18 protein-coding genes are annotated in these 16,936 nt (G+C 70.5%); 11 read left to right on the top strand and 7 right to left on the bottom strand.

Going from position 1 to position 16,936, the window contains the following annotated elements:
* The first annotated feature begins 442 nt into the window (after nt 1-442).
* From JHW41_RS15565 to JHW41_RS15555, 3 genes are read left to right on the top strand one after another with little or no spacing between them, the layout of a single operon-like run.
* A complete protein-coding gene (locus JHW41_RS15565; RefSeq protein WP_250443222.1) occupies nt 443-1,462 on the top strand; it encodes a hypothetical protein in 1,020 nt (339 codons plus the stop codon).
* Complete coding sequence (locus tag JHW41_RS15560) at nt 1,452-1,850, top strand: hypothetical protein (RefSeq protein WP_250443219.1); 399 nt, start codon at nt 1,452-1,454, stop codon at nt 1,848-1,850. Before JHW41_RS15565 ends, JHW41_RS15560 begins: the two co-directional genes overlap by 11 nt.
* Nucleotides 1,847-2,710 (top strand): S1 family peptidase, encoded by an 864-nt coding sequence (locus tag JHW41_RS15555; protein ID WP_250443217.1) that lies wholly within the window; start codon nt 1,847-1,849, stop codon nt 2,708-2,710. The genes JHW41_RS15560 and JHW41_RS15555 overlap by 4 nt, the downstream gene beginning before the upstream one ends.
* 116 nt (nt 2,711-2,826) lie before the next feature.
* Here JHW41_RS15555 and JHW41_RS15550 read toward each other — a convergent pair whose 3' ends face one another.
* Entirely contained in the window at nt 2,827-4,053 is a 1,227-nt protein-coding gene (locus JHW41_RS15550) for a glycosyltransferase (protein ID WP_250443214.1), read from the bottom strand.
* On the opposite strand from JHW41_RS15550, the gene JHW41_RS15545 reads away from it, so the two are divergent.
* From JHW41_RS15545 to JHW41_RS15525, 5 genes are all read left to right on the top strand, one after another.
* On the top strand, nt 4,052-4,696 hold the full coding sequence (locus JHW41_RS15545) for a hypothetical protein (RefSeq protein ID WP_250443212.1): 645 nt from the start codon (nt 4,052-4,054) through the stop codon (nt 4,694-4,696). The genes JHW41_RS15550 and JHW41_RS15545 overlap by 2 nt on opposite strands.
* Nucleotides 4,697-4,770: 74 nt before the next feature.
* Nucleotides 4,771-5,628, top strand: coding sequence for a hypothetical protein (locus tag JHW41_RS15540; protein WP_250443208.1), 858 nt, complete (start codon nt 4,771-4,773; stop codon nt 5,626-5,628).
* On the top strand, nt 5,618-6,205 hold the full coding sequence (locus JHW41_RS15535) for a hypothetical protein (RefSeq protein ID WP_057947155.1): 588 nt from the start codon (nt 5,618-5,620) through the stop codon (nt 6,203-6,205). The genes JHW41_RS15540 and JHW41_RS15535 overlap by 11 nt, the downstream gene beginning before the upstream one ends.
* Before the next feature lie 47 nt (nt 6,206-6,252).
* Complete coding sequence (locus tag JHW41_RS15530; RefSeq protein WP_250443205.1) at nt 6,253-6,546, top strand: hypothetical protein; 294 nt, start codon at nt 6,253-6,255, stop codon at nt 6,544-6,546.
* Between the two features lie 262 nt (nt 6,547-6,808).
* Entirely contained in the window at nt 6,809-7,237 is a 429-nt protein-coding gene (locus JHW41_RS15525; RefSeq protein ID WP_250443202.1) for a hypothetical protein, read from the top strand.
* Nucleotides 7,238-7,250: 13 nt separating this feature from the next.
* Here JHW41_RS15525 and JHW41_RS15520 read toward each other — a convergent pair whose 3' ends face one another.
* Nucleotides 7,251-7,469, bottom strand: coding sequence for a hypothetical protein (locus JHW41_RS15520; RefSeq protein WP_078998001.1), 219 nt, complete (start codon nt 7,467-7,469; stop codon nt 7,251-7,253).
* Between the two features lie 90 nt (nt 7,470-7,559).
* Nucleotides 7,560-7,778 carry a hypothetical protein gene (locus JHW41_RS15515; protein WP_057947159.1) on the bottom strand — a complete coding sequence of 73 codons (219 nt, stop codon included), beginning with the start codon at nt 7,776-7,778 and terminating at the stop codon, nt 7,560-7,562.
* A 395-nt stretch (nt 7,779-8,173) separates the two neighbouring features.
* Here JHW41_RS15515 and JHW41_RS15510 point away from each other — a divergent pair, with 395 nt between their 5' ends.
* The 3 genes from JHW41_RS15510 (at nt 8,174) to JHW41_RS15500 (ending at nt 10,162) form a co-directional block, all read left to right on the top strand.
* Nucleotides 8,174-8,683 carry a hypothetical protein gene (locus JHW41_RS15510; RefSeq protein ID WP_250443199.1) on the top strand — a complete coding sequence of 170 codons (510 nt, stop codon included), beginning with the start codon at nt 8,174-8,176 and terminating at the stop codon, nt 8,681-8,683.
* A 131-nt stretch (nt 8,684-8,814) separates the two neighbouring features.
* Nucleotides 8,815-9,318, top strand: a complete 504-nt coding sequence (locus JHW41_RS15505) for a hypothetical protein (RefSeq protein WP_250443197.1) — start codon at nt 8,815-8,817, stop codon at nt 9,316-9,318.
* Between the two features lie 256 nt (nt 9,319-9,574).
* Complete coding sequence (locus JHW41_RS15500) at nt 9,575-10,162, top strand: hypothetical protein (RefSeq protein ID WP_250443194.1); 588 nt, start codon at nt 9,575-9,577, stop codon at nt 10,160-10,162.
* Nucleotides 10,163-10,411: 249 nt separating this feature from the next.
* Here the strand turns inward: JHW41_RS15500 and JHW41_RS15495 are convergent, their stop codons facing one another.
* The 4 genes from JHW41_RS15495 to JHW41_RS15480 all read right to left on the bottom strand — a co-directional run bounded on the left by JHW41_RS15495 (nt 10,412) and on the right by JHW41_RS15480 (nt 16,778).
* On the bottom strand, nt 10,412-12,970 hold the full coding sequence (locus JHW41_RS15495; protein ID WP_250443192.1) for a sensor domain-containing protein: 2,559 nt from the start codon (nt 12,968-12,970) through the stop codon (nt 10,412-10,414).
* A complete protein-coding gene (locus JHW41_RS15490) occupies nt 12,967-13,878 on the bottom strand; it encodes a hydroxymethylglutaryl-CoA lyase (protein ID WP_078998006.1) in 912 nt (303 codons plus the stop codon). Before JHW41_RS15490 ends, JHW41_RS15495 begins: the two co-directional genes overlap by 4 nt.
* Nucleotides 13,875-14,489: a hypothetical protein gene (locus tag JHW41_RS15485; RefSeq protein WP_250443189.1), complete on the bottom strand. Its 615-nt coding sequence runs from the start codon at nt 14,487-14,489 to the stop codon at nt 13,875-13,877. Before JHW41_RS15485 ends, JHW41_RS15490 begins: the two co-directional genes overlap by 4 nt.
* Nucleotides 14,490-14,765: 276 nt before the next feature.
* A complete protein-coding gene (locus tag JHW41_RS15480; RefSeq protein ID WP_250443187.1) occupies nt 14,766-16,778 on the bottom strand; it encodes an acetyl-CoA carboxylase biotin carboxylase subunit in 2,013 nt (670 codons plus the stop codon).
* Nucleotides 16,779-16,936: the final 158 nt, after the last annotated feature.

Genomic DNA, 16,936 nt, shown 5'->3' with positions numbered 1-16,936 from the left:
GATCCGCGCCCGATTCGGCGAGGAATTTCGCCCCACGCGCAAGCCGCGACGGCTTGCGCGCGACATCCATTGGCTTGTGCGCAACCTGTTCGGCGGCGACGTTGAACCAAATTGCTGCGCGACTGGGGAAAAAAGGCTTGCGCGCGAGACGCTGAGCCTTGCTGCTGGGCCTGTGAAGTCTGATGTCGAGTGGATTCGCTAGTAGCGCCAATCAAAATGGCTTGCGTGCCAAGCGCCGTGGTGCAGGCGCGGGGCAAAGCGCCTTGCGGCCCGCGCAAATAGCCTCGTGCGCCAAGCGCATCCCCTCGTGCCGCGCTCTATGTGCACGACACTCGCCGCGGAACGTCCCGCCGCCACGCGTGCCGGCGCTGGCATCCGCCCTGCGGCCGGGCCAGAATCGTCTTCGCGACGACCGCGTTCTTCCGCCCTGGATGGCCCCCGCATGCTGACCCACCTACGCCGTTTGTTTCGCTCCAGTGCCGCCCAGGCGCCCGCGCCGGCGGTCTCCACGCCGCCGCCCGATATCCACATGCACTGGTTCGGCGACACCCGTCGGCCCATTCCCGATTGGGAGCGCATTGCCGTCGCCGAACGTCCAGACTGGAGCATCGCCGAGAGCGACGCCTTCTGGACCGCCGCCGCCGAGCATTGGCTGCTGGCGTTGGCCGAATCCCTCGGCTCCGGTTATCGCGTACAAAGCTCGGATCGTTTCCTCCTGCTGACGGCGATGCCGCCCGCGCAGGCCCAGGCCTATCTCAAGTTCTGCGAGACCGCGCGCCGGCGGATCGTGCGCAACCTCGGCCCGCTGGCGCAGCCGGTCGGCGGCGGCAAGCACGTGTGCCTGGTTTTCATCGAAGACGACGCGTACTACGACTACATCGCCCACTACTACCCCGAGGGCGGCGAATACGCGATGTCGGCCGGCGTCTTCCTCAACGCCGGCTACGGCCACTTCGCCCTGTGCGAAAGCCACGCCGACGCGATGCAATCGACCATCGCCCACGAGCTCACCCACGCCTTGCTCGCCCACCTGCCGATCCCGACCTGGCTCAACGAGGGCATGGCGGTGAACACCGAACAGAGCTTGTTCCCGCATCTGGCCCATCCCAGCGCGCAGCTCTACACGCCGGACGAAATCGAACGCAAACACAGCACGTTCTGGACGGTCGAACGCATTCAGGAATTCTGGTCCGGCGCCGCCTTCCATCGCGCCGACGACGGCAGTCTGCTGTCCTACGACCTAGCCAAAAAAATGGTTGCGCTGGCCGCGCACGACCATGCCGCGTTCGTGCCGTTCGTACTCGCCGCCCATCGCGACGACGGCGGCGCGAAAGCCGCCGAGCGGTTGGAGTACCCGGTGGAAAATCTGGTCGAGGCGGTGTTGGGAGAGGGCGATTGGGAGCCGCGGCCGCAGGGATGGCGCGGGCCGATCCAACCAGAGGAAAGTTCCAGTGAGCGCTAAGAGATTGGCTGCGGTTGCACTCGCTCTGGCGCTGTCGATCGGTATCGGGGCCGTATCCGCGCAAGTGGCGTGGCCCCGCTTGCCCACCTCCGGTTTCATTGCCGGTCGCGCGGCGACTCCCGCCGACGTCCAGGCGGGCCGGGCGGAATTCGCGCTGGCCCATGGGGCGGTGCCGGCCAGCAAGCCGCTGCCGCTACTCATTCCCCAGTACGCCTACCATCGCGACGGCGACAAACGGGTGCCGGTGATCGTCGTCCAGGGCGAAGAGCTTGGCGGCCGGAAGTTCGTTGGAGCGCGCATGGCCGATGGCGTTGGCCTGGTCGGGTATCTGGGCGAATTCGAGTTGCTGGGCCGCGAGGCGCCGAAGACTAAGGCCAGGACTCCATGACGCTGCGGTTCCTTTCAGCTCCCATCGCCTTCTTGTTTCTGGTTGCGTCGTGCAGGGCCGATGCGATTACGATCCGCGACGATACCGGCGATGCCGAGTACCGCGTCGCCGCAACCCATTTGCCGGCCCTTGCCGATTTGCCCGGCGAAGGCCACGGCGTACTGATCGCGCCGCAATGGGTGCTCACCGCGGCGCATGCGGTGTCGTGGCAGGAACACGTCGATCGGGTCGTCATCGCCGGCAAGCCCCGGCGGGTCGAGCGCGTCGTGCTGCATCCCGGATTCAAGCGGCTGCCGCAGGCGTTGATCGACCGGGCGCTGGCCGGCGGCGACGGCAACGAGATCGTGGCGTTCCTGTCCGCGTCCGACGATGTCGCCTTGGTGAAGCTGGTCGAGCCGGTCGCCGATGCGGCGCCGGTCGCGTTGTATCGAGGGCAGGGCGAACTGGGCAAGACGGTCGAGATCCTCGGCAAGGGCGCCACCGGTACCGGCGCGCGCGGACACGATCTCGACGGATCGCACCGCACCGAACTGCGCCGCGCCCGCAACCGCATCGATCGCGCCGACGCGCGCTGGCTCTGCTACACCTTCGACCGTCCGCCCGCGGCGCTGCCGCTGGAAGGCATGGCGGGCAATGGCGACAGTGGTGGGCCGGTGCTGCTGCGCGCTCTCGGACGCTGGCGTCTGGCCGGATTGGCGTCGTGGAAGATCGTCCAAGGCGATGTGCGCACTACGCGCCCTGCGCAGTACGGCCATTCGAGTTGCAATGTGCGGGTGAGCCGGTATGTCGGCTGGATCGACCAAACCATGAATGACCGGATGGAGGCGAAGTCCGCGCCGGGGAGCGCGAACGGCTCCTAGCGATTGCCTGCGATCTGCGAGCGCGCAGTGACGGCGGCCTGCAGCGCCCCGACGCCAGCGGGGGTGAATCGAAGCGCGCGCCGGATGAACCGGGCGCGCGCTTCGCGGCTCAGGTCTTAGCTGCGGTCGCCGCCGACCTCATCGATCAACCGCTTCGCCGCCACCGCCGCCCCATCTCCCCGCACCATCCCAGCGACCACCTCCGCCCGCACCCGCGTTCGCGGCATCAACGCCGTCGCCAACGCAGCGCTCAACGATTCCACGCTGGCGACCGGCCCCGCATGCGCCACGCCGATGCCCAAGTCGGCCACGCGTCCCGCCCAATACGGTTGATCGGCGATCTGCGGCACGATCACCTGCGGGGTTCCCGAGCGCGTCGCGGCCATGGTCGTGCCCGCGCCGCCGTGGTGGACGATCGCGGCCATGCGCGGGAACAGCGCTTGTTGGTTGACCTCGCCGACGGCGTAGCAGTCGTCGCTGGCGTCCACCGGGATCAAGCCGGCCCAGCCGCCGGCGAGGACGATGCGGCGGCCCTGCGCGCGTACGGCCTCGATGGCGATGCGCGCGGCGCTCCCGCCCCAGGCGGGCAACGGCATGCTGCCGAAGCCGACGTACACCGGCGGTTCGCCCGCGTCGAGAAACGCGCACAGGTCCGGCGCGAGCGGACGGTCGTCGGGCAGGATCCAGTGGCCGGTCTGCACGACCTCGCACAGGCTGGTCGGCGCCCACGGGCTCAGCACCGGGTCGGTGGCGAGCCAGGGCAGGGCGGTGAAGACGCGGTCGCGCAGGTGCTGCGTCGGCGGCAGGCCGAGTTCGGCGCGATGGCGGTTGGCGGTGTCGCCGAAGGTGTCCTGCATCGCGCGCGCGTTGAGCGCCCAGCGTTCGCGGTTGTCGGCATCGGCCGGCGGCGGCGGGCTGTGCGGGAACTGGAACGGGGCGTGGTGCACCGAGGGCAGATAGGTCGGGCAGTAACCGGCGTAGACGTACGGCAGGCGGTGGCGCTCGGCCAGCATCTGCGCGGCGGTGGTGGCGGGGAACAGGCCGGTGGCGACCACCGCGTCGCAGTCTTCGATGGCGACGCTGAGCGCGTCGCGGTACATCGCCATGATCTGCGCGCCGCGGCCGGGGATGTCGGGCGTGGGATCGGCCATCACCTCGCGGATCCAGTCGCGCACCGGCGTGCCGACCGGGAACAGTTCCACCCCGGCCTGGTCGAGGCGCTGGGCGAAGTCGGGCGAGGCGCAGACCCGCGCCTGAGCGCCCTGCGCCTGCAGCGCGGCGGCCAGGGCGGCCAGCGGTTCGGCGTCGCCGCGCGAACCGAAGGTGGACAACAGAACTCGCATGTCGCTACTCCCGTATGCGCCGAACGCGGCGGAGGGCGGCGATCCTGCGCCCGCGGCGGGGGCTTGCCGCAAGCCCCGGACGGAGTACTATGTTGATACCGGGAAGGGCGAAAGCCCTTCCCGTTTTCGTTTGCGCCGCGCATCGCGCGCCGCGGCCTCGGGCATACTGCTGCGCGGCGCGAACCGCGCGCGGCGCAGGTCTTGGGGGAAGGCGATGGACGGCTACCGTTTCACCACCGACCTGTTCCGGATCGAGCCCGGCGAGGACGAGGACATCAACCCGCGCAGGTACGGGCGCCAGTTCGCGCAATGGCTCAATGCGCAATTGGAACGGCGGGGCTACCCGGTCGAGCCGGTCATCGAAGAGGATTGGGGACGCTGCCTGATGTGCGCGCGCGAGCCCTTTGCGTTGTGGGTGGGCTGCGGCAACGAGGTCGATTACGACACCGCCCGGCCCGGCGACCCGCCGCCGCCGGCGGAGCGGGTGGTGTGGCAGTGCTTCGCGATGGCGGAGATACCGTGGTGGAAGCGCTGGTTCACGGATGTGGATGCGGCCCCGGCGCTGGAGCGATTGAACGCGGTCCTGCATGAAATACTCAGCGCCGAGCCGAGGATACGTCTGCTGTCCGACGACGAGGCGTAGCGACGACGGCACCGGGATCGGCTCGAATGGAATGCACTGCAGGCGGACGTATGGAACGCGACGCGAACGCGGGAATGAAGACGGGAGCGGCGGCGCTGTGGGGCGCGACGATGGTCGCGGCGGCGGCCGTAGCGGTTTCGCTGGTCGCGCGTAGCGCTTGGGGCCGAGGCGCGCTGTCGCCCGACGATATCGGCGTGGCGCTGCTCGCGTTCTACGCCGCGTGGCTGGTGGTGGCATCGATCGGATTGCCGACGTTCCTGGCCCTGCGCTGGCTGGGCTGGCTGCGCTGGTGGTCGTGCGCGCTGGCCGGCGCGGTCGGCGGCGCGGGAATCGTGGCGGTCCTGGGCCGGGCGCAGGCCTGGCAGGCCGGTGATCTTCTATTCTGGGGACTGATCGGCGCGGTGGCGGCGCTGGCGTTCTGGCTGACGATGCGCGAACGCCGGCGCGGGCCGTCCGGGACCGAAGGCGGCGACGACTCCGCCGGAACCATCAACGCGCAGCGGTTGGCGGCGGCCTCGCCCTTGTATTCGCAAGACCACGGCGGCGCCCTGGAACAGGAATTCCACGCGCTGGTGCTGACCAGCGTCCGCCAGCCCCGCTGCAACACCCTCACGCTGCAACGGGTCGAGCAAGCCTGCGAACGCGGCGGCTTGAGCCGGGACGCGTTCTGCGATGCCTATGCGCGCTTCATCGCGCAGGAGTTCGCGCGCGGCGAGTTGTCGTATGCCGATGCCGATTGCGCCATCGACGATCTGATGTCGTTGTCGATGGAGCTCGAACTGTCCGAGTTCGCGATGCGCATTTACGCAGCCTTCGACGCCGGCGCACACTCGCGCGACTGGGACGAGCCCGGCGTCATCGCATGGCAGGCGTATACCTTGCCGCAGGTCATGCAGGCGCTGGCCGAAGCGGAGTCAGGCGATGAGCGTTAAGCGCCCGGGCCTGCGGTGGGCGGACCTCGCGGCTTACACGCTGGCCGCGACCGGCGCGGCCGCCAGCGCGGTTCTCGCCATGCGCCCGACCGGGTTGCGGCAGCTGTTGGCGATGGGCCTGTCGTTGCTGCTTCTGGCGGCATTACTGGCGTGCTTGGTGCGCGCGGTGCGGCAATGGGACAAATTGCGTTTCGGCGGACTGCTCGCCCCGGCTGCATTGCTGGCGGCGATGCCTCTGGGCGTAGAAGTAGGGCAAGAACTAAGAACCTGGCGCTTCGAACGCGACCTGCCGCGCTATCAAGCGATGGCCAAGTGGGCGCTCGCGCGCGCCGTGCCCGGCGAACGGGTCGATGTCCCGATCCCGCCCGAGGCCCGCGATCTTGCCTATCTGGTCCGCGTCAGCCATGAGCCCGGCTGCGGCAGGATCGTCGATTTCTATTGGGGCGCCGGGTTTCCGGTAAAGCACACGGTGCGCCGCTACGTCGAGCTGCCGCAGAAGCTCGAAAACGATGCCTGCCGCGGTTATTGGGCGCGCGGATTGCGGCGCGGCGAGCATTGGTTCGAAGCCTCGGATTGATTTATCGGCCGCCAGCGTCTACCTGCGAGCAAGGATCGGAGCGGACCATGGAGTGGACCGGAGCAATGCCAGGGCGAATCGTCGTTGCCTTCGCCAAGGTCCTGGGGGCGATAAGCGTGTGCATGCTGGCGATCTGGGCGTGGATGGCGCTGGCGCCCGGTTGCCGTTTCGCCTTGGACGAATGGACGTGGCGAGGACGGGCGGTACCGACGAGCGAGTTGTGTCCCGGCGAATTCGCTGTGCGGCCGGTGCAACGCGATGGGCGCAAGTGCCTGGAACTGTATGCGCTGAAGGACGGCCTGCCGGTCGGCGAGCGTTGCCCGCGTCCCGACGCGCCGTGACGCGGTCGGATGTACGCCCGTAATCCCCTCGCGTTCTGGATGGGGATGCGCGAACGTCGATGCGTGCCTGCTGAGGCGGTGCATTGAGACAAGGCAGCCGGAGTGTTCCGGACGCCATGAACATGCGGTTTAATCCAAGCCCGCGTGCGGCTTCGGCTTCCGTCGAGGCGCGCCGGCAAGGTTCGGCGCCGGCTGCGTCAGATCGTCCGGAGCGGCCGGCACGTTCCCTCTTCTTTCCGACCACCCAATCGAGCTGACCGCGATGTTCACCTTCGGCCGCGACCACGAAAAGCGCACTGCGCTGTCACGTTTCAAAGACCCCGATCAGGCCTCGCAACTGTTGGCGGTGATCGATGCGGTGCACGATCTGATCGAGGGCGTCGGCTCCCAGGAGGCGTTGCAGCAGGCTGCGTACGTCGCGTTCGCCGAGGGGCGCGGCGGGGTGTGGGAAGGCACGGAATATTGGCTGCGAAAGGCGGCCCGGGAGTATCCCGGGCTGCTGGCGTTGTGGCCGCGGTTCGCGGCCGACGCGCGCTGGCAGGTGCGTTTTCGCTGCGCCTGCGTGCTCGATTCGCTGCCGGAGGATCTGTTCCGGACACTGTCGCCGGCCCTGGCCGCGGACGCGAACCGCAAGGTCGCGAACATGGCGCAGGCGCGGATCGATCAAGTGCGCGGCGAATCGCAGCCTTAGCTTGGGCCTGCGCTCAGCGCGGCGTCGGACACGGCCGATGCCCGTCGCCGTAGCGCGCGCATTCCAGGTACCACTGGTAGCACTGCGCTTCGCTGGTGCCGGTGGATTGGCAGGAGAGGTAGTTGTTCTCGCAGCGCTTGCACACATCGGTGGCGGCGTTGGCGCCGAGCGAGGCGGCCAGGGCGAACGCGAACGTGGCCAGCGCCAGGCGGATGCGGGTATGCGGTTTCATCGAAGCCTCCTTGCGGATCGGGATTGCGGAGCCGGCGTGCGCCGGCCGTCCGCGCGGAAGCGATCCGCGCGGACGAACGGCAGGGCGGAATTACAACGGGCAGGGATGGCCCTGGCCGTCGCCGCGGCGCATGCAGCTGAAGTAGGTGGTGTAGCACTGCTGATCGGTCTTGATGTTGGCGTCCAGGCAACGCTGGAGATCGTTCTCGCAGGCCGCGCACCAATCGAATGCGGCGACGCTGCTGAACGAGAAAGACAGGCCGAAGGCGAACACGGCGAGGGCCAGACGGAACGTTCCTTGCTTCTTCATCGAAAACCTCCTGGAAAGTGGCGAGGCCGGCCGGGGCGCCAAGCTGGCGATCCGTGCGCAGCCCGCCCATCCTAGGTGCGATCGGTCGCACTTTTTGTGGGCGAGACCCCAGTTTTCCGTTGGCTACTGGCGCGTGGGAACGGTCGGCGGCGGATGCGGGCCGAGGTCGGTGCCGCCGCGGCGAGGGTGCGTCCCTTCTGAGTCAAGCGACAGCGACGCCATAACGTCCATGACGATCATGAAGCAGTCGTTCGCCTGGCTTGCGCGTCGCGGTGCATCGCGGCCGCGGAACCGCGGCGCTCGCACGCGCCGGCGCCGCGGTGGCTGCGCGGCGATCCGCGCCCGGCTACGATGGCGCCGCCGCGCGTCCGCGGCGCAACGGCTCCGAGGCTTCGATGCGATCCGACCTGCCCATGCTCGTCTGCAAGGTCAACCAGCCCGACGGGCCGGTGGCCTATGTGACCCTGACCCCGCAGCAGGACCTGTCCACGCGCGGCATCGCGCCGCAGGAGATCGTCGGCCAGATCATCGATCCCGAGCGGCCCGGCATCGAGCCGGACAACTTCGCCCGCAATCGCGTGTTCGTGGAGTTCCTGCACAGGGTGATCGCACGTCATGCGCCGTCGCTGCCCGCGCTGCAGGCCGAAGCGCAGCGCCAGGGCGAGGGCATCGTCGCGATCGTCGACGGCCGTGCCGAAACACCGCAGGACGCGGTACCGCCGGAGGACATCCTCGGCGCGTTCCAGGTCGCCGAAGGCCGCATCGTCGCCGACAGCTATCGGCCCAATCCGAACCATCGCATCCTCGGGGCGCGCGGGTTCTTCCAGCTCGATCCGCAGTTGCAGCGGCTTTTGCTCGAAGAGCTCGCGGCCAGCGTCGGCGAAGGCAACGGCGACGGCCCATAGGCGGTCGGTCGCAGCCGCGCCGTCGCGGCCGGCACGGCGCTTTGCGCGTCGGCGTCGGCGTCGGCGTCGGCGTCGGAGCCCGCGCGCGCCGCGGGCTTACAATCGCTTGCGGTCGAGCCGCGGCCGGGTCGATGCCGACGGCCGCAGCGCACGAATTCAAAGGAACGATGCCCGTGAAATTCTTCGCCGTCCTCGCCGCCTGTCTGTTGCTGTCCGCCTGCGCCAACGCGCCGGCGGTGCGCGAGCGGGCCGATGCATCGCCGTGCCTGCCCGACAGCCGACAGTGCGCGATCTACGATTTCGCCATGGCCGACGAGCGCGTGCTGCGCGCCAACGGCGAGGCGGTCGCGGTCGATTGCCCGTGGAGTGCGGGCGAGGCATCGCTCGAACAGCGCCGGGCGCATTGCGCGGAGCTCATCGAGGTCGCGCTGGCCGTGGTCGCCGATCGCCTGCCGGATGCGTTGCAGCGCATCCCGGTCGATCAGGTGCGCTACGAGGACGTCGGCGCATGCGTGGACGGCGTCGCCCGCGAGCGCGCGGGCGGGGATTGCTATCGCCGGCTGCGCGCGAAGGTGCCGCTGCCGTGGATCGTGCCGTCGACCGGCGCGGCGGCGGCAGGATCCGGTTTGCGCTGAGGCGCGCGGTTCATTCCTGTCCGCTTCGGGGCGAAGCGGCGCGTACGGTCTGGCCGATGTTGTCGCGGATGGCTTTGATCGGATGGATGCGCCGCGCGGCGACCCATGCGCCGTCGTCGTCGTCATTCCTGCTTGCGCTGCATCGCGCGTTCCGGGGCGGGCCGGCGCGGACGCCTTGGATTCGCGGGGCATGACCGGACGCGGCGGCTGCGTTATCGTCGCCGTCATCTCCATCGCCCTTCGCCCAGGATTCCGCATGCCCCGCGCCGCATCGCCGTTGCCGACCCTCGTCCTGCTCGCATCGGCGCTGCTGGCGCCGTTCGCCGCGGCCGCCCTCGAACCGGCCGTCGCCACGCCCGCTGCCGCCCAGCCTGCCGCCGCCGCGCCCGCCGCTGGCATCGGCGCGACCGCCCGGGCGGTGTCGGCCGGCATCGTCGCCGGCATCCGCCAGGGCGCGCAGCAGGACCGCAACGCCAAGCCCGCGCAGATCGCGTGCGCGCGCGCGCTGGCCGACGACGCGGTCGCCGCGCCGGTGCAGCAAGTGATCGAGGCCAGCCTCGACGCGCAGGATCGCGCCTACCTCGAAGCGTTCTACGCCAGCCCGCTGGGCGTGAAGTACCAGGCCGCGATGCTCAGCAACGCCGACCCCGACAAGACCTTCAGCGCCGAGGAATGGGCGCAGGCCAAGGCGGCGATGGCGTCGCCGGCCTACCAGAAACTGCGCGCGGCGACGGTGTCGTCCAATCCGCTGGCGGCGCAGAAGATCGGCGGCGTCTTGAATCCGTTGCTGGGCGAGTGCTTCAAGGATGGCGACGGCAAGGGCGGCGGGTCCGGGGGCGGTTGAGCCGGAGCGACGCGTTTGGTCGCGCTTGCGTCGTAGTTGGGAGGTCGCGGTCGCGACTTGCGTCGCTCCTACAGTCGGTAGTGGCGGTTGCGTCGTGGTTGGGTGTCGCGGCTGCGGCGCGTGAGGATGCCGGGTTCGCGATTGTAGGAGCGGCGCGAGCCGCGACCGCGAAACCGCGCGTGCGTCGCCGGGGCGAGGCCGCGGTCGCGACTTGCGTCGCTCCTATCGAGGGTGGGCTTGCGCGTGCGGTCAGTGGCGGACTTGGGCGCGGCAGTAGTCGCGCAGTTCGTCCGGCGGCAGGCCGGGGGCGAACAGGAAGCCTTGGCCGATCAGCACGCCCAGTTCGCGCAGGAAGGCGCGCTGGCGCTCGGTTTCCACGCCTTCGGCCACCAGTCCCAGGCCGAGGCTGCGGGCGATGCCGGTGACCGCCTGGCAGACCGCGACGTCGGATTGGTTGTCGGGCACGCCTTGCACGAACAACTGGCTGAGCTTGAGCCCGTGGATCGGCAGGCGGCGGATGTAGTTGAGCGCGCTGTAGCCTTCGCCGAAGTCGTCGATCGACAGGCTCACGCCGAGTTCGCGCAGGCGGGCGAAGGTGCGCACGGTGTCGGGCGCGTCTTCGATCAGCACCCGTTCGGTGAATTCCAGTTCCAGCGCGCTGCCGGGCAGGCCGTGTTCAGCCAGCGCGGCGGCGACGGTGTGGCCGAGGTCGTCGCCGAGGAACTGGCGGTAGGAGACGTTGACCGCGACGCGCTCGATCGCCAGGCCCTGGTCGCGCCACTGGCGCAACTGGCGGCAGGCCTCGTGCAGCACCCAGCCGCCGATGCCGACGATGTCGCCGGTGGTCTCGGCGTGGTCGATGAAGCGGTCCGGGCGCATCTCGCCGAGCGAGCGGTTGCGCCAGCGGATCAGCGCCTCGGCGGCGACCACGCGGCCGTCGTGCAGGTTCACCTGCGGCTGGTAGACCAGATGGAATTCGTCGTTGTGCACGGCGCGGCGCAGGTGGGTTTCCAACTGCAGCCGGTACAGCTGTTGCTCGGCCAGTTCCGGGGTGAACGCCTGCCAGCTGTTGCGGCCGCGGCGCTTGCTGTCGTACATGGCGACGTCGGCGCTCTGGATCAGCTGCTGCCCGGTGCGTCCGTCCAGCGGCGCCTGGGCGATGCCGATGCTGGCGGTGATGCTGAACTCTTCGCCGTCGACGCGGAAGCTGTCGCCGAAGATCTCCAGGATCGCGTCGGCCAGGCGCTCGGCGCGGGTGGCGTCGCCGTCGAGCGAGCACACCACCAGGAACTCGTCGCCGCCGAAGCGGGCGATCTGGGCCTGGTCGCCGACCGCGTGGCGGATGCGCCGCGCGGCCGAGGCCAGCAGGCGGTCGCCGGCGGCGTGGCCGAGGATGTCGTTGACCACCTTGAAGCGGTCCAGGTCGATGTACAGCACCCCGAGCGGCGCGTGCGGGAACGCATCGAGGCGGCGTTCGAGGTCGTCGAGCACGGCGTCGCGGTTGAGCAGGCCGGTGAGCGGGTCGCTGCGCGCCTGGATGCGCAGTTGTTCTTCTTCCTGCTTGCGTTCGGTGATGTCCTGCAAGGTCCCGGTCAGGACCTGGCGGATCACGTCGCCGGCGCCGGCGTCGGCGATCGCGCGCACCCAGAAGCCGCTGCCGTCCGCGCGCAGGCCCTGAAGCTCCAGGTCCAGGCTGCGGCCGCCGGCGAGGGTGCGTTCGAGCGCATTGCGCAGGCGGTGGCGGTCCAACGGCTGCAGGCACTCGATCAACTCTTCGATCCGCGCCGGCGCGGGGTCGCGGCCGAGGATGCGTTGCGCTTCGAAGGTCAGGTAGAGCCGGTCGCGGCCGGCGTCCCACTCCCAGCCGCCGATCTGGGCCAGGGCCTGGGCGCGGTCGAACAGCGCGCTGTCGCGCTTGAGTTCGGTGATGTTGGAGAACAGCGCGAACACCTGGTCGGGGCGGTCGCCGCCGGGCGGGAACTGCGGCACGGCGGTGATCGACAGCCAGATCAGTTCGCGGCGGGTGCGGTGATACAGGCCGAGCACGCGGCTGCCGACCACCACGCCGGTGTCCAGCGCCACGCGCGAGGGGTAGTGCTCCGGCGCGAGTTCGCAGCCGTGTTCGTCGACCACCATCCACTGGCCCGAACGCAACTCGTCGGCGATGCTCTGGCCGTTGTGCAGCGACAGCAGGCTCATCGCCGCGCTGTTGGCGTAGACGATGCGCAGCGAGTGGTCCTGCACGATCAGGCCGCGGTCGATGGACTCGACCAGCTCGCGAAAGCGCAGTTCGTCCTCTTGCCGGGTGCTGAGGTCGCGCGCGACCGCGACGATGCGGCGCTCGCCGTCGTGGACGAAGCCGGCCGAATGCACTTCCACCGGGAAGCGGGTGCCGTCGCCGCGCTTGTTGGTGACTTCGATGAGGTAGCTGTCGCCGCGGTTGAGGGTTTCCCAGACCGGCGCGAGGTGATCCTTGGGCAATTCCGGATTGAGCACGTGGATCGGCTGGCCGAGGATGTCCTCGCGCCGGCGCCGGTGCGCGTCGGTGCCGTGGCGGTTGATCTCGACCACCGTGCCTTCCTCGTCGAGCACGGTGACCAGATCGGGGATGGCGTCGAAGGCCTGCTGGATCAGCGCGGCCTCGTCGCGTTCGCGGCGCAGCGCGGCGGTGGCGCGGCGCAGGCTTTCGCCCAGGTGCGCGGGCAGCTGCGGATCGGCCAGCGCGGTTTCCAGCGCGGCGAGCGCGTCGTCCGGCGTCGCGTCGGCGGCGCCGGAGGGCGGGTCGTTCGTGGGCGGTGCGGGCTTCACGCCGCGGCCAGCGCCTTGCCGACCTTGCTGCCGGTCTCGCGGCCGAGCAGGGCGGCGAGCCAGCGGCCGGTGTCGGCCAGCGCGTCGATGTCCACGCCGGTGCTCACGCCCAGGCCGTGCAGCATGTAGACCACGTCCTCGCTGGCGACGTTGCCGCTGGCGCCCTTGGCGTAGGGGCAGCCGCCGGTGCCGGACACCGCCGAATCGACCACCGCCGCGCCTTCTTCCAGGCAGGCCAGGATGTTGGCCAGGGCCTGGCCGTAGGTGTCGTGGAAATGCACGGCCAGCGCGGCCAGCGGCACTTCGGCCGCGACCGCCTTGAACATCGCCCGGGCCTTGCCCGGCGTGCCCACGCCGATGGTGTCGCCGAGCGAGATCTCGTAGCAGCCCATATCGAACAGCGCGCGCGCCACCCGCACCACGTCGCCGACCGGCACCGCGCCCTGGTAGGGGCAGCCGAGCACGGTGGACACGTAGCCGCGCACGGCCACGCCGTCGGCCTTGGCGCGCGCCATCACCGGCGCGAAGCGCGCCAGCGATTCGTCGATGGAGGCGTTGATGTTCTTGCGGTTGAACGCCTCCGAGGCGGCGGTGAACACCGCGATCTCCTCCACGCCGACCGCGCGCGCGCGTTCGTAGCCTTGCTCGTTGGGCACCAGCACGGGGTAATGCACGCCGGGCCTGCGCGCGATGCCGGCGAAGACTTCGGCGGCGTCGGCAAGCTGCGGCACCCACTTGGGGCTGACGAAGCTGGTGGCTTCGATGCTGCGCAGGCCGGTGGCCGAGAGCCGGTCGATCAGGGCGATCTTGTCGGCGGTGGCGATCTGGGCCTTTTCGTTCTGCAGGCCGTCGCGCGGGCCGACTTCGACGATGCGCACGGACGCGGGCGGGGTGGCGGGCTGGTTCATGGAGAATCCTGGCGGGCGGCCTTGGCGCGTTCGAACACCATGGCCTGTCTGTCGGTGTCGTACAAGAGATTCAGGCGTTGCGCGAGGGTATCGCGCAACTGCTCTGGGGGGCCCTGGATCAGGGCGAACTGTTCCTTGAGCCGGCGTCCGTCGAGCTCGCCGCGGGCGATGGCGTCGAGCGCGCGCTTGGAGTCGGGCAGCCAGGCCTGCAGGCGCCCGTCGGGGCCCAGGCGGTAGAGCACCAGGAACACTGCGTCCTTGGGCAGGCCCTCGGTCAGCGCGCCGGGGTCGGCGCCCATCGCGAGCTGGGCCTGCACGGGCGTGAGCGCGAGGTAGCGGTCCTGGCCGATGACGAAGCCGGTCAGGTCCAGCGCGACCGGTTTGTCGCTCATGCCGGGCCAGTCGTCGGTGTGGCAGCGCGCGTCGATGTGCGCGGTTTTCTTCAGGCCGTTGCCGGCCTTGACGGTCCAGGCGCCGGCCAGGTCCGGGTCGCAGCGCAGTTCGGCCACCGGCGCGTGCTCGAACGCGACGCAGGCGGACAGGCCGGCCAGCAGCGCGGCCAGGGCCAGGCGCCGGGCGGTGCGGGACAGGGGGGCGGTCGGCAGGTTCATGGCGGCTTTGCGCAGGGAAAAAGCATCCAACGGGACAAACGTGAAATGGCGGCGCCGGCCGGCCGCGCAAGCGCGAAATGGCCCGGTCGCGGCGACACAGCGTTGCGGCGCGGCGGTCCGGTCCGGCGCCGACGGTCGCGCGGCCCGCGATTCGCCGGGCCGGCGGTCGCCGTGTTCGGCCGCCGCCCGGCCGAGGCCGGGCCAGCGATCATGACGCATCCCGCGGCCGCGGCATCGATCCGGCCCCTCTGCGCCGGCGACGGCATCGGCCGTGGCTCAGGCGCTTTCCAGCGTCGCCAGCACCGCGTCGGCTTCGACGAAGTCGCCGGCGGCGGCGCGGATCTCGGCGATGGTGCCGGCGCGCGGGGCCTTGAGGCTCAGCTCCATCTTCATCGCTTCGATCACCATCACCTCCTGGCCGGCCTCGACCGCGTCGCCCGGCGCGGCCTTGACCACCACCACCCGGCCCGGCATCGGCGCGTTGACGCTGTTGCCCGAACCGGCGGCGGCGCTGCTTTCGTGGCGGTACACCGGCACCGCGTCCAGGCGCAGGCGGCGCTCGCCGTCGTGCACGACCACGCGCGCGCCGTCGCCGAGCGCGCGCAGGCGGCGCGCTCGGCCGTCGATGCGCAGGCTCAGCTCGTCGCCGGCCAGGCGCGCGCCGCGCACTTCGACCGTGGCGGCGGCGATGCCGTCTATGCGGTAGTCGCCGGCGCTGCCCTGCGCCGACAGCTCCAGGCGCTGGTCGCGGCGCAGGAACGCCAGGCTGCGGCGGCCGCCGTGGCCCAGGCGCCAGCCGTCGGCGACGGCCCACGGCGAGGTCGGATCGTTCGAGGCGGCGGCGTCGGCGCGGGTGCGGCGCTCCTGCGCCAGCAGTTCGGCGACCGCGGCGCCGGCGAGCAGGTCGGCGTCGCCGGCTTCGTCGGCCTGCGCGGCGGGCATGAACTCGTCGAGGTGGCGGTCGAGGTAGCCGGTGTCGATGGTGCCCTCGACCACCGCCGGATGCCGCGCCAACCGTTCCAGGAATTCGATGTTCGACTTCGGGCCGGCGATCTCGCTGTCGGCCAGCGCCGCGCGCAGGCGCGCCAGCGCGCGCGGGCGGTCGGCATCGGAGACGATCAGCTTGGCGATCATCGGGTCGTAGAAGATCGTCACCGTGTCGCCTTCGATCACGCCCGAATCCAGGCGCACGTGGGCGTCGGCGGCCGGCAGGCGCAGGCGTTCGAGCCTGCCCGAGCCGGGCAGGAAGCCGGCCTCCGGGTCTTCGGCGTACAGGCGCACTTCGATCGCGTGGCCGCGCTGGACGATGGCGTCCTGCGCCAGCGGCAGCGGTTCGCCCGCGGCCACGCGCAGCTGCCATTCGACCAGGTCCAGGCCGGTGACGAGCTCGGTCACCGGGTGCTCGACCTGCAGGCGGGTGTTGATTTCCATGAAGTAGAAACCGCCGTCCTGGCCGACGATGAACTCGACCGTGCCGGCGTTGACGTAGTCGATGGCGTGGCCGGCCTGGACCGCGGCGGCGCCCATCTGCGCGCGCAGCTCGGGGGTCAGGAACGGCGAGGGCGACTCTTCCAGCACCTTCTGGTAGCGGCGCTGGGCCGAGCACTCGCGTTCGTTGAGGTGGATCACCTGGCCGTCGTTGTCGCCGAAGATCTGGATCTCGATGTGGCGCGGGCGCTCGACGTAGCGTTCCAGCAGCACCCGGTCGCGGCCGAAGGCGTTGCGCGCCTCGCGTTGGCAGCTTTCCAGGTTGGCGGCGAACTCGCCGGACTCGCGCACGATGCGCATGCCCTTGCCGCCGCCGCCGTGGGCGGCCTTGATCATCAGCGGATAGCCGATGGCGTCGGCCTCGCGCTGGAGCAGGGCGGGGTCCTGGTCCTCGCCGGTGTAGCCCGGCACCACCGGCACGCCGGCGGCCTGCATCAGTTCCTTGGCGCCGGCCTTGCTGCCCATCTTGCGCATCGACGCGGCCTTGGGGCCGATGAAGGCGATCCCGGCGGCCTCGACCGCGTCGGCGAAGTCGGCGTTCTCGCTGAGGAAGCCGTAGCCGGGGTGGATCGCCTGCGCGCCGCAGCGGCGGGCGACTTCGATGATCGCGTCGCCGCGCAGATAGCTCTCGGCCGGGCGCGGGCCGCCGATGGGATAGGCCTCGTCGGCCTGGCGCACGTGCTGGGCGTCGGCGTCGGCCTCGGAATAGACCGCGACGGTGCGGATGCCGAGCGTGCGGCAGGTGCGGATCACCCGGCAGGCGATTTCGCCGCGGTTGGCGATCAGGATCTTCTCGAACATGGGCACTTCGCAGGTCGGTGGCGCGGACGCGCGTGGAAGGGAAGGCGGACGGCCGCGGCGGCGGACCGGCGCGATGGGGGGATTTTGGCCGAAGGCGGGCCGGCTGTCGCGTCGGGGCTGCGATGGGCGGGGAGGTTTGCGCGACAGGATGCCCGGTT

This window comes from Lysobacter enzymogenes, from assembly GCF_023617245.1.
Classification (GTDB): domain Bacteria; phylum Pseudomonadota; class Gammaproteobacteria; order Xanthomonadales; family Xanthomonadaceae; genus Lysobacter; species Lysobacter yananisis.
This window is presented reverse-complemented; position numbering and strand designations above follow the sequence as displayed.

Bases quoted from the DNA above. Each gene is read 5' to 3' on its own strand.
- JHW41_RS15485 (WP_250443189.1), bottom strand. From the start codon at position 14,489: ATGAACCTGCCGACCGCCCCCCTGTCCCGCACCGCCCGGCGCCTGGCC.
- JHW41_RS15530 (WP_250443205.1), top strand. From the start codon at position 6,253: ATGGAGTGGACCGGAGCAATGCCAGGGCGAATCGTCGTTGCCTTCGCC.
- JHW41_RS15555 (WP_250443217.1), top strand. From the start codon at position 1,847: ATGACGCTGCGGTTCCTTTCAGCTCCCATCGCCTTCTTGTTTCTGGTT.
- JHW41_RS15565 (WP_250443222.1), top strand. From the start codon at position 443: ATGCTGACCCACCTACGCCGTTTGTTTCGCTCCAGTGCCGCCCAGGCG.
- JHW41_RS15490 (WP_078998006.1), bottom strand. From the start codon at position 13,878: ATGAACCAGCCCGCCACCCCGCCCGCGTCCGTGCGCATCGTCGAAGTC.
- JHW41_RS15500 (WP_250443194.1), top strand. From the start codon at position 9,575: ATGCCCCGCGCCGCATCGCCGTTGCCGACCCTCGTCCTGCTCGCATCG.
- JHW41_RS15520 (WP_078998001.1), bottom strand. From the start codon at position 7,469: ATGAAACCGCATACCCGCATCCGCCTGGCGCTGGCCACGTTCGCGTTC.
- JHW41_RS15545 (WP_250443212.1), top strand. From the start codon at position 4,052: ATGTCGCTACTCCCGTATGCGCCGAACGCGGCGGAGGGCGGCGATCCT.
- JHW41_RS15515 (WP_057947159.1), bottom strand. From the start codon at position 7,778: ATGAAGAAGCAAGGAACGTTCCGTCTGGCCCTCGCCGTGTTCGCCTTC.
- JHW41_RS15525 (WP_250443202.1), top strand. From the start codon at position 6,809: ATGTTCACCTTCGGCCGCGACCACGAAAAGCGCACTGCGCTGTCACGT.
- JHW41_RS15550 (WP_250443214.1), bottom strand. From the start codon at position 4,053: ATGCGAGTTCTGTTGTCCACCTTCGGTTCGCGCGGCGACGCCGAACCG.
- JHW41_RS15535 (WP_057947155.1), top strand. From the start codon at position 5,618: ATGAGCGTTAAGCGCCCGGGCCTGCGGTGGGCGGACCTCGCGGCTTAC.
- JHW41_RS15505 (WP_250443197.1), top strand. From the start codon at position 8,815: ATGCCGACGGCCGCAGCGCACGAATTCAAAGGAACGATGCCCGTGAAA.
- JHW41_RS15510 (WP_250443199.1), top strand. From the start codon at position 8,174: ATGCGATCCGACCTGCCCATGCTCGTCTGCAAGGTCAACCAGCCCGAC.
- JHW41_RS15540 (WP_250443208.1), top strand. From the start codon at position 4,771: ATGAAGACGGGAGCGGCGGCGCTGTGGGGCGCGACGATGGTCGCGGCG.
- JHW41_RS15480 (WP_250443187.1), bottom strand. From the start codon at position 16,778: ATGTTCGAGAAGATCCTGATCGCCAACCGCGGCGAAATCGCCTGCCGG.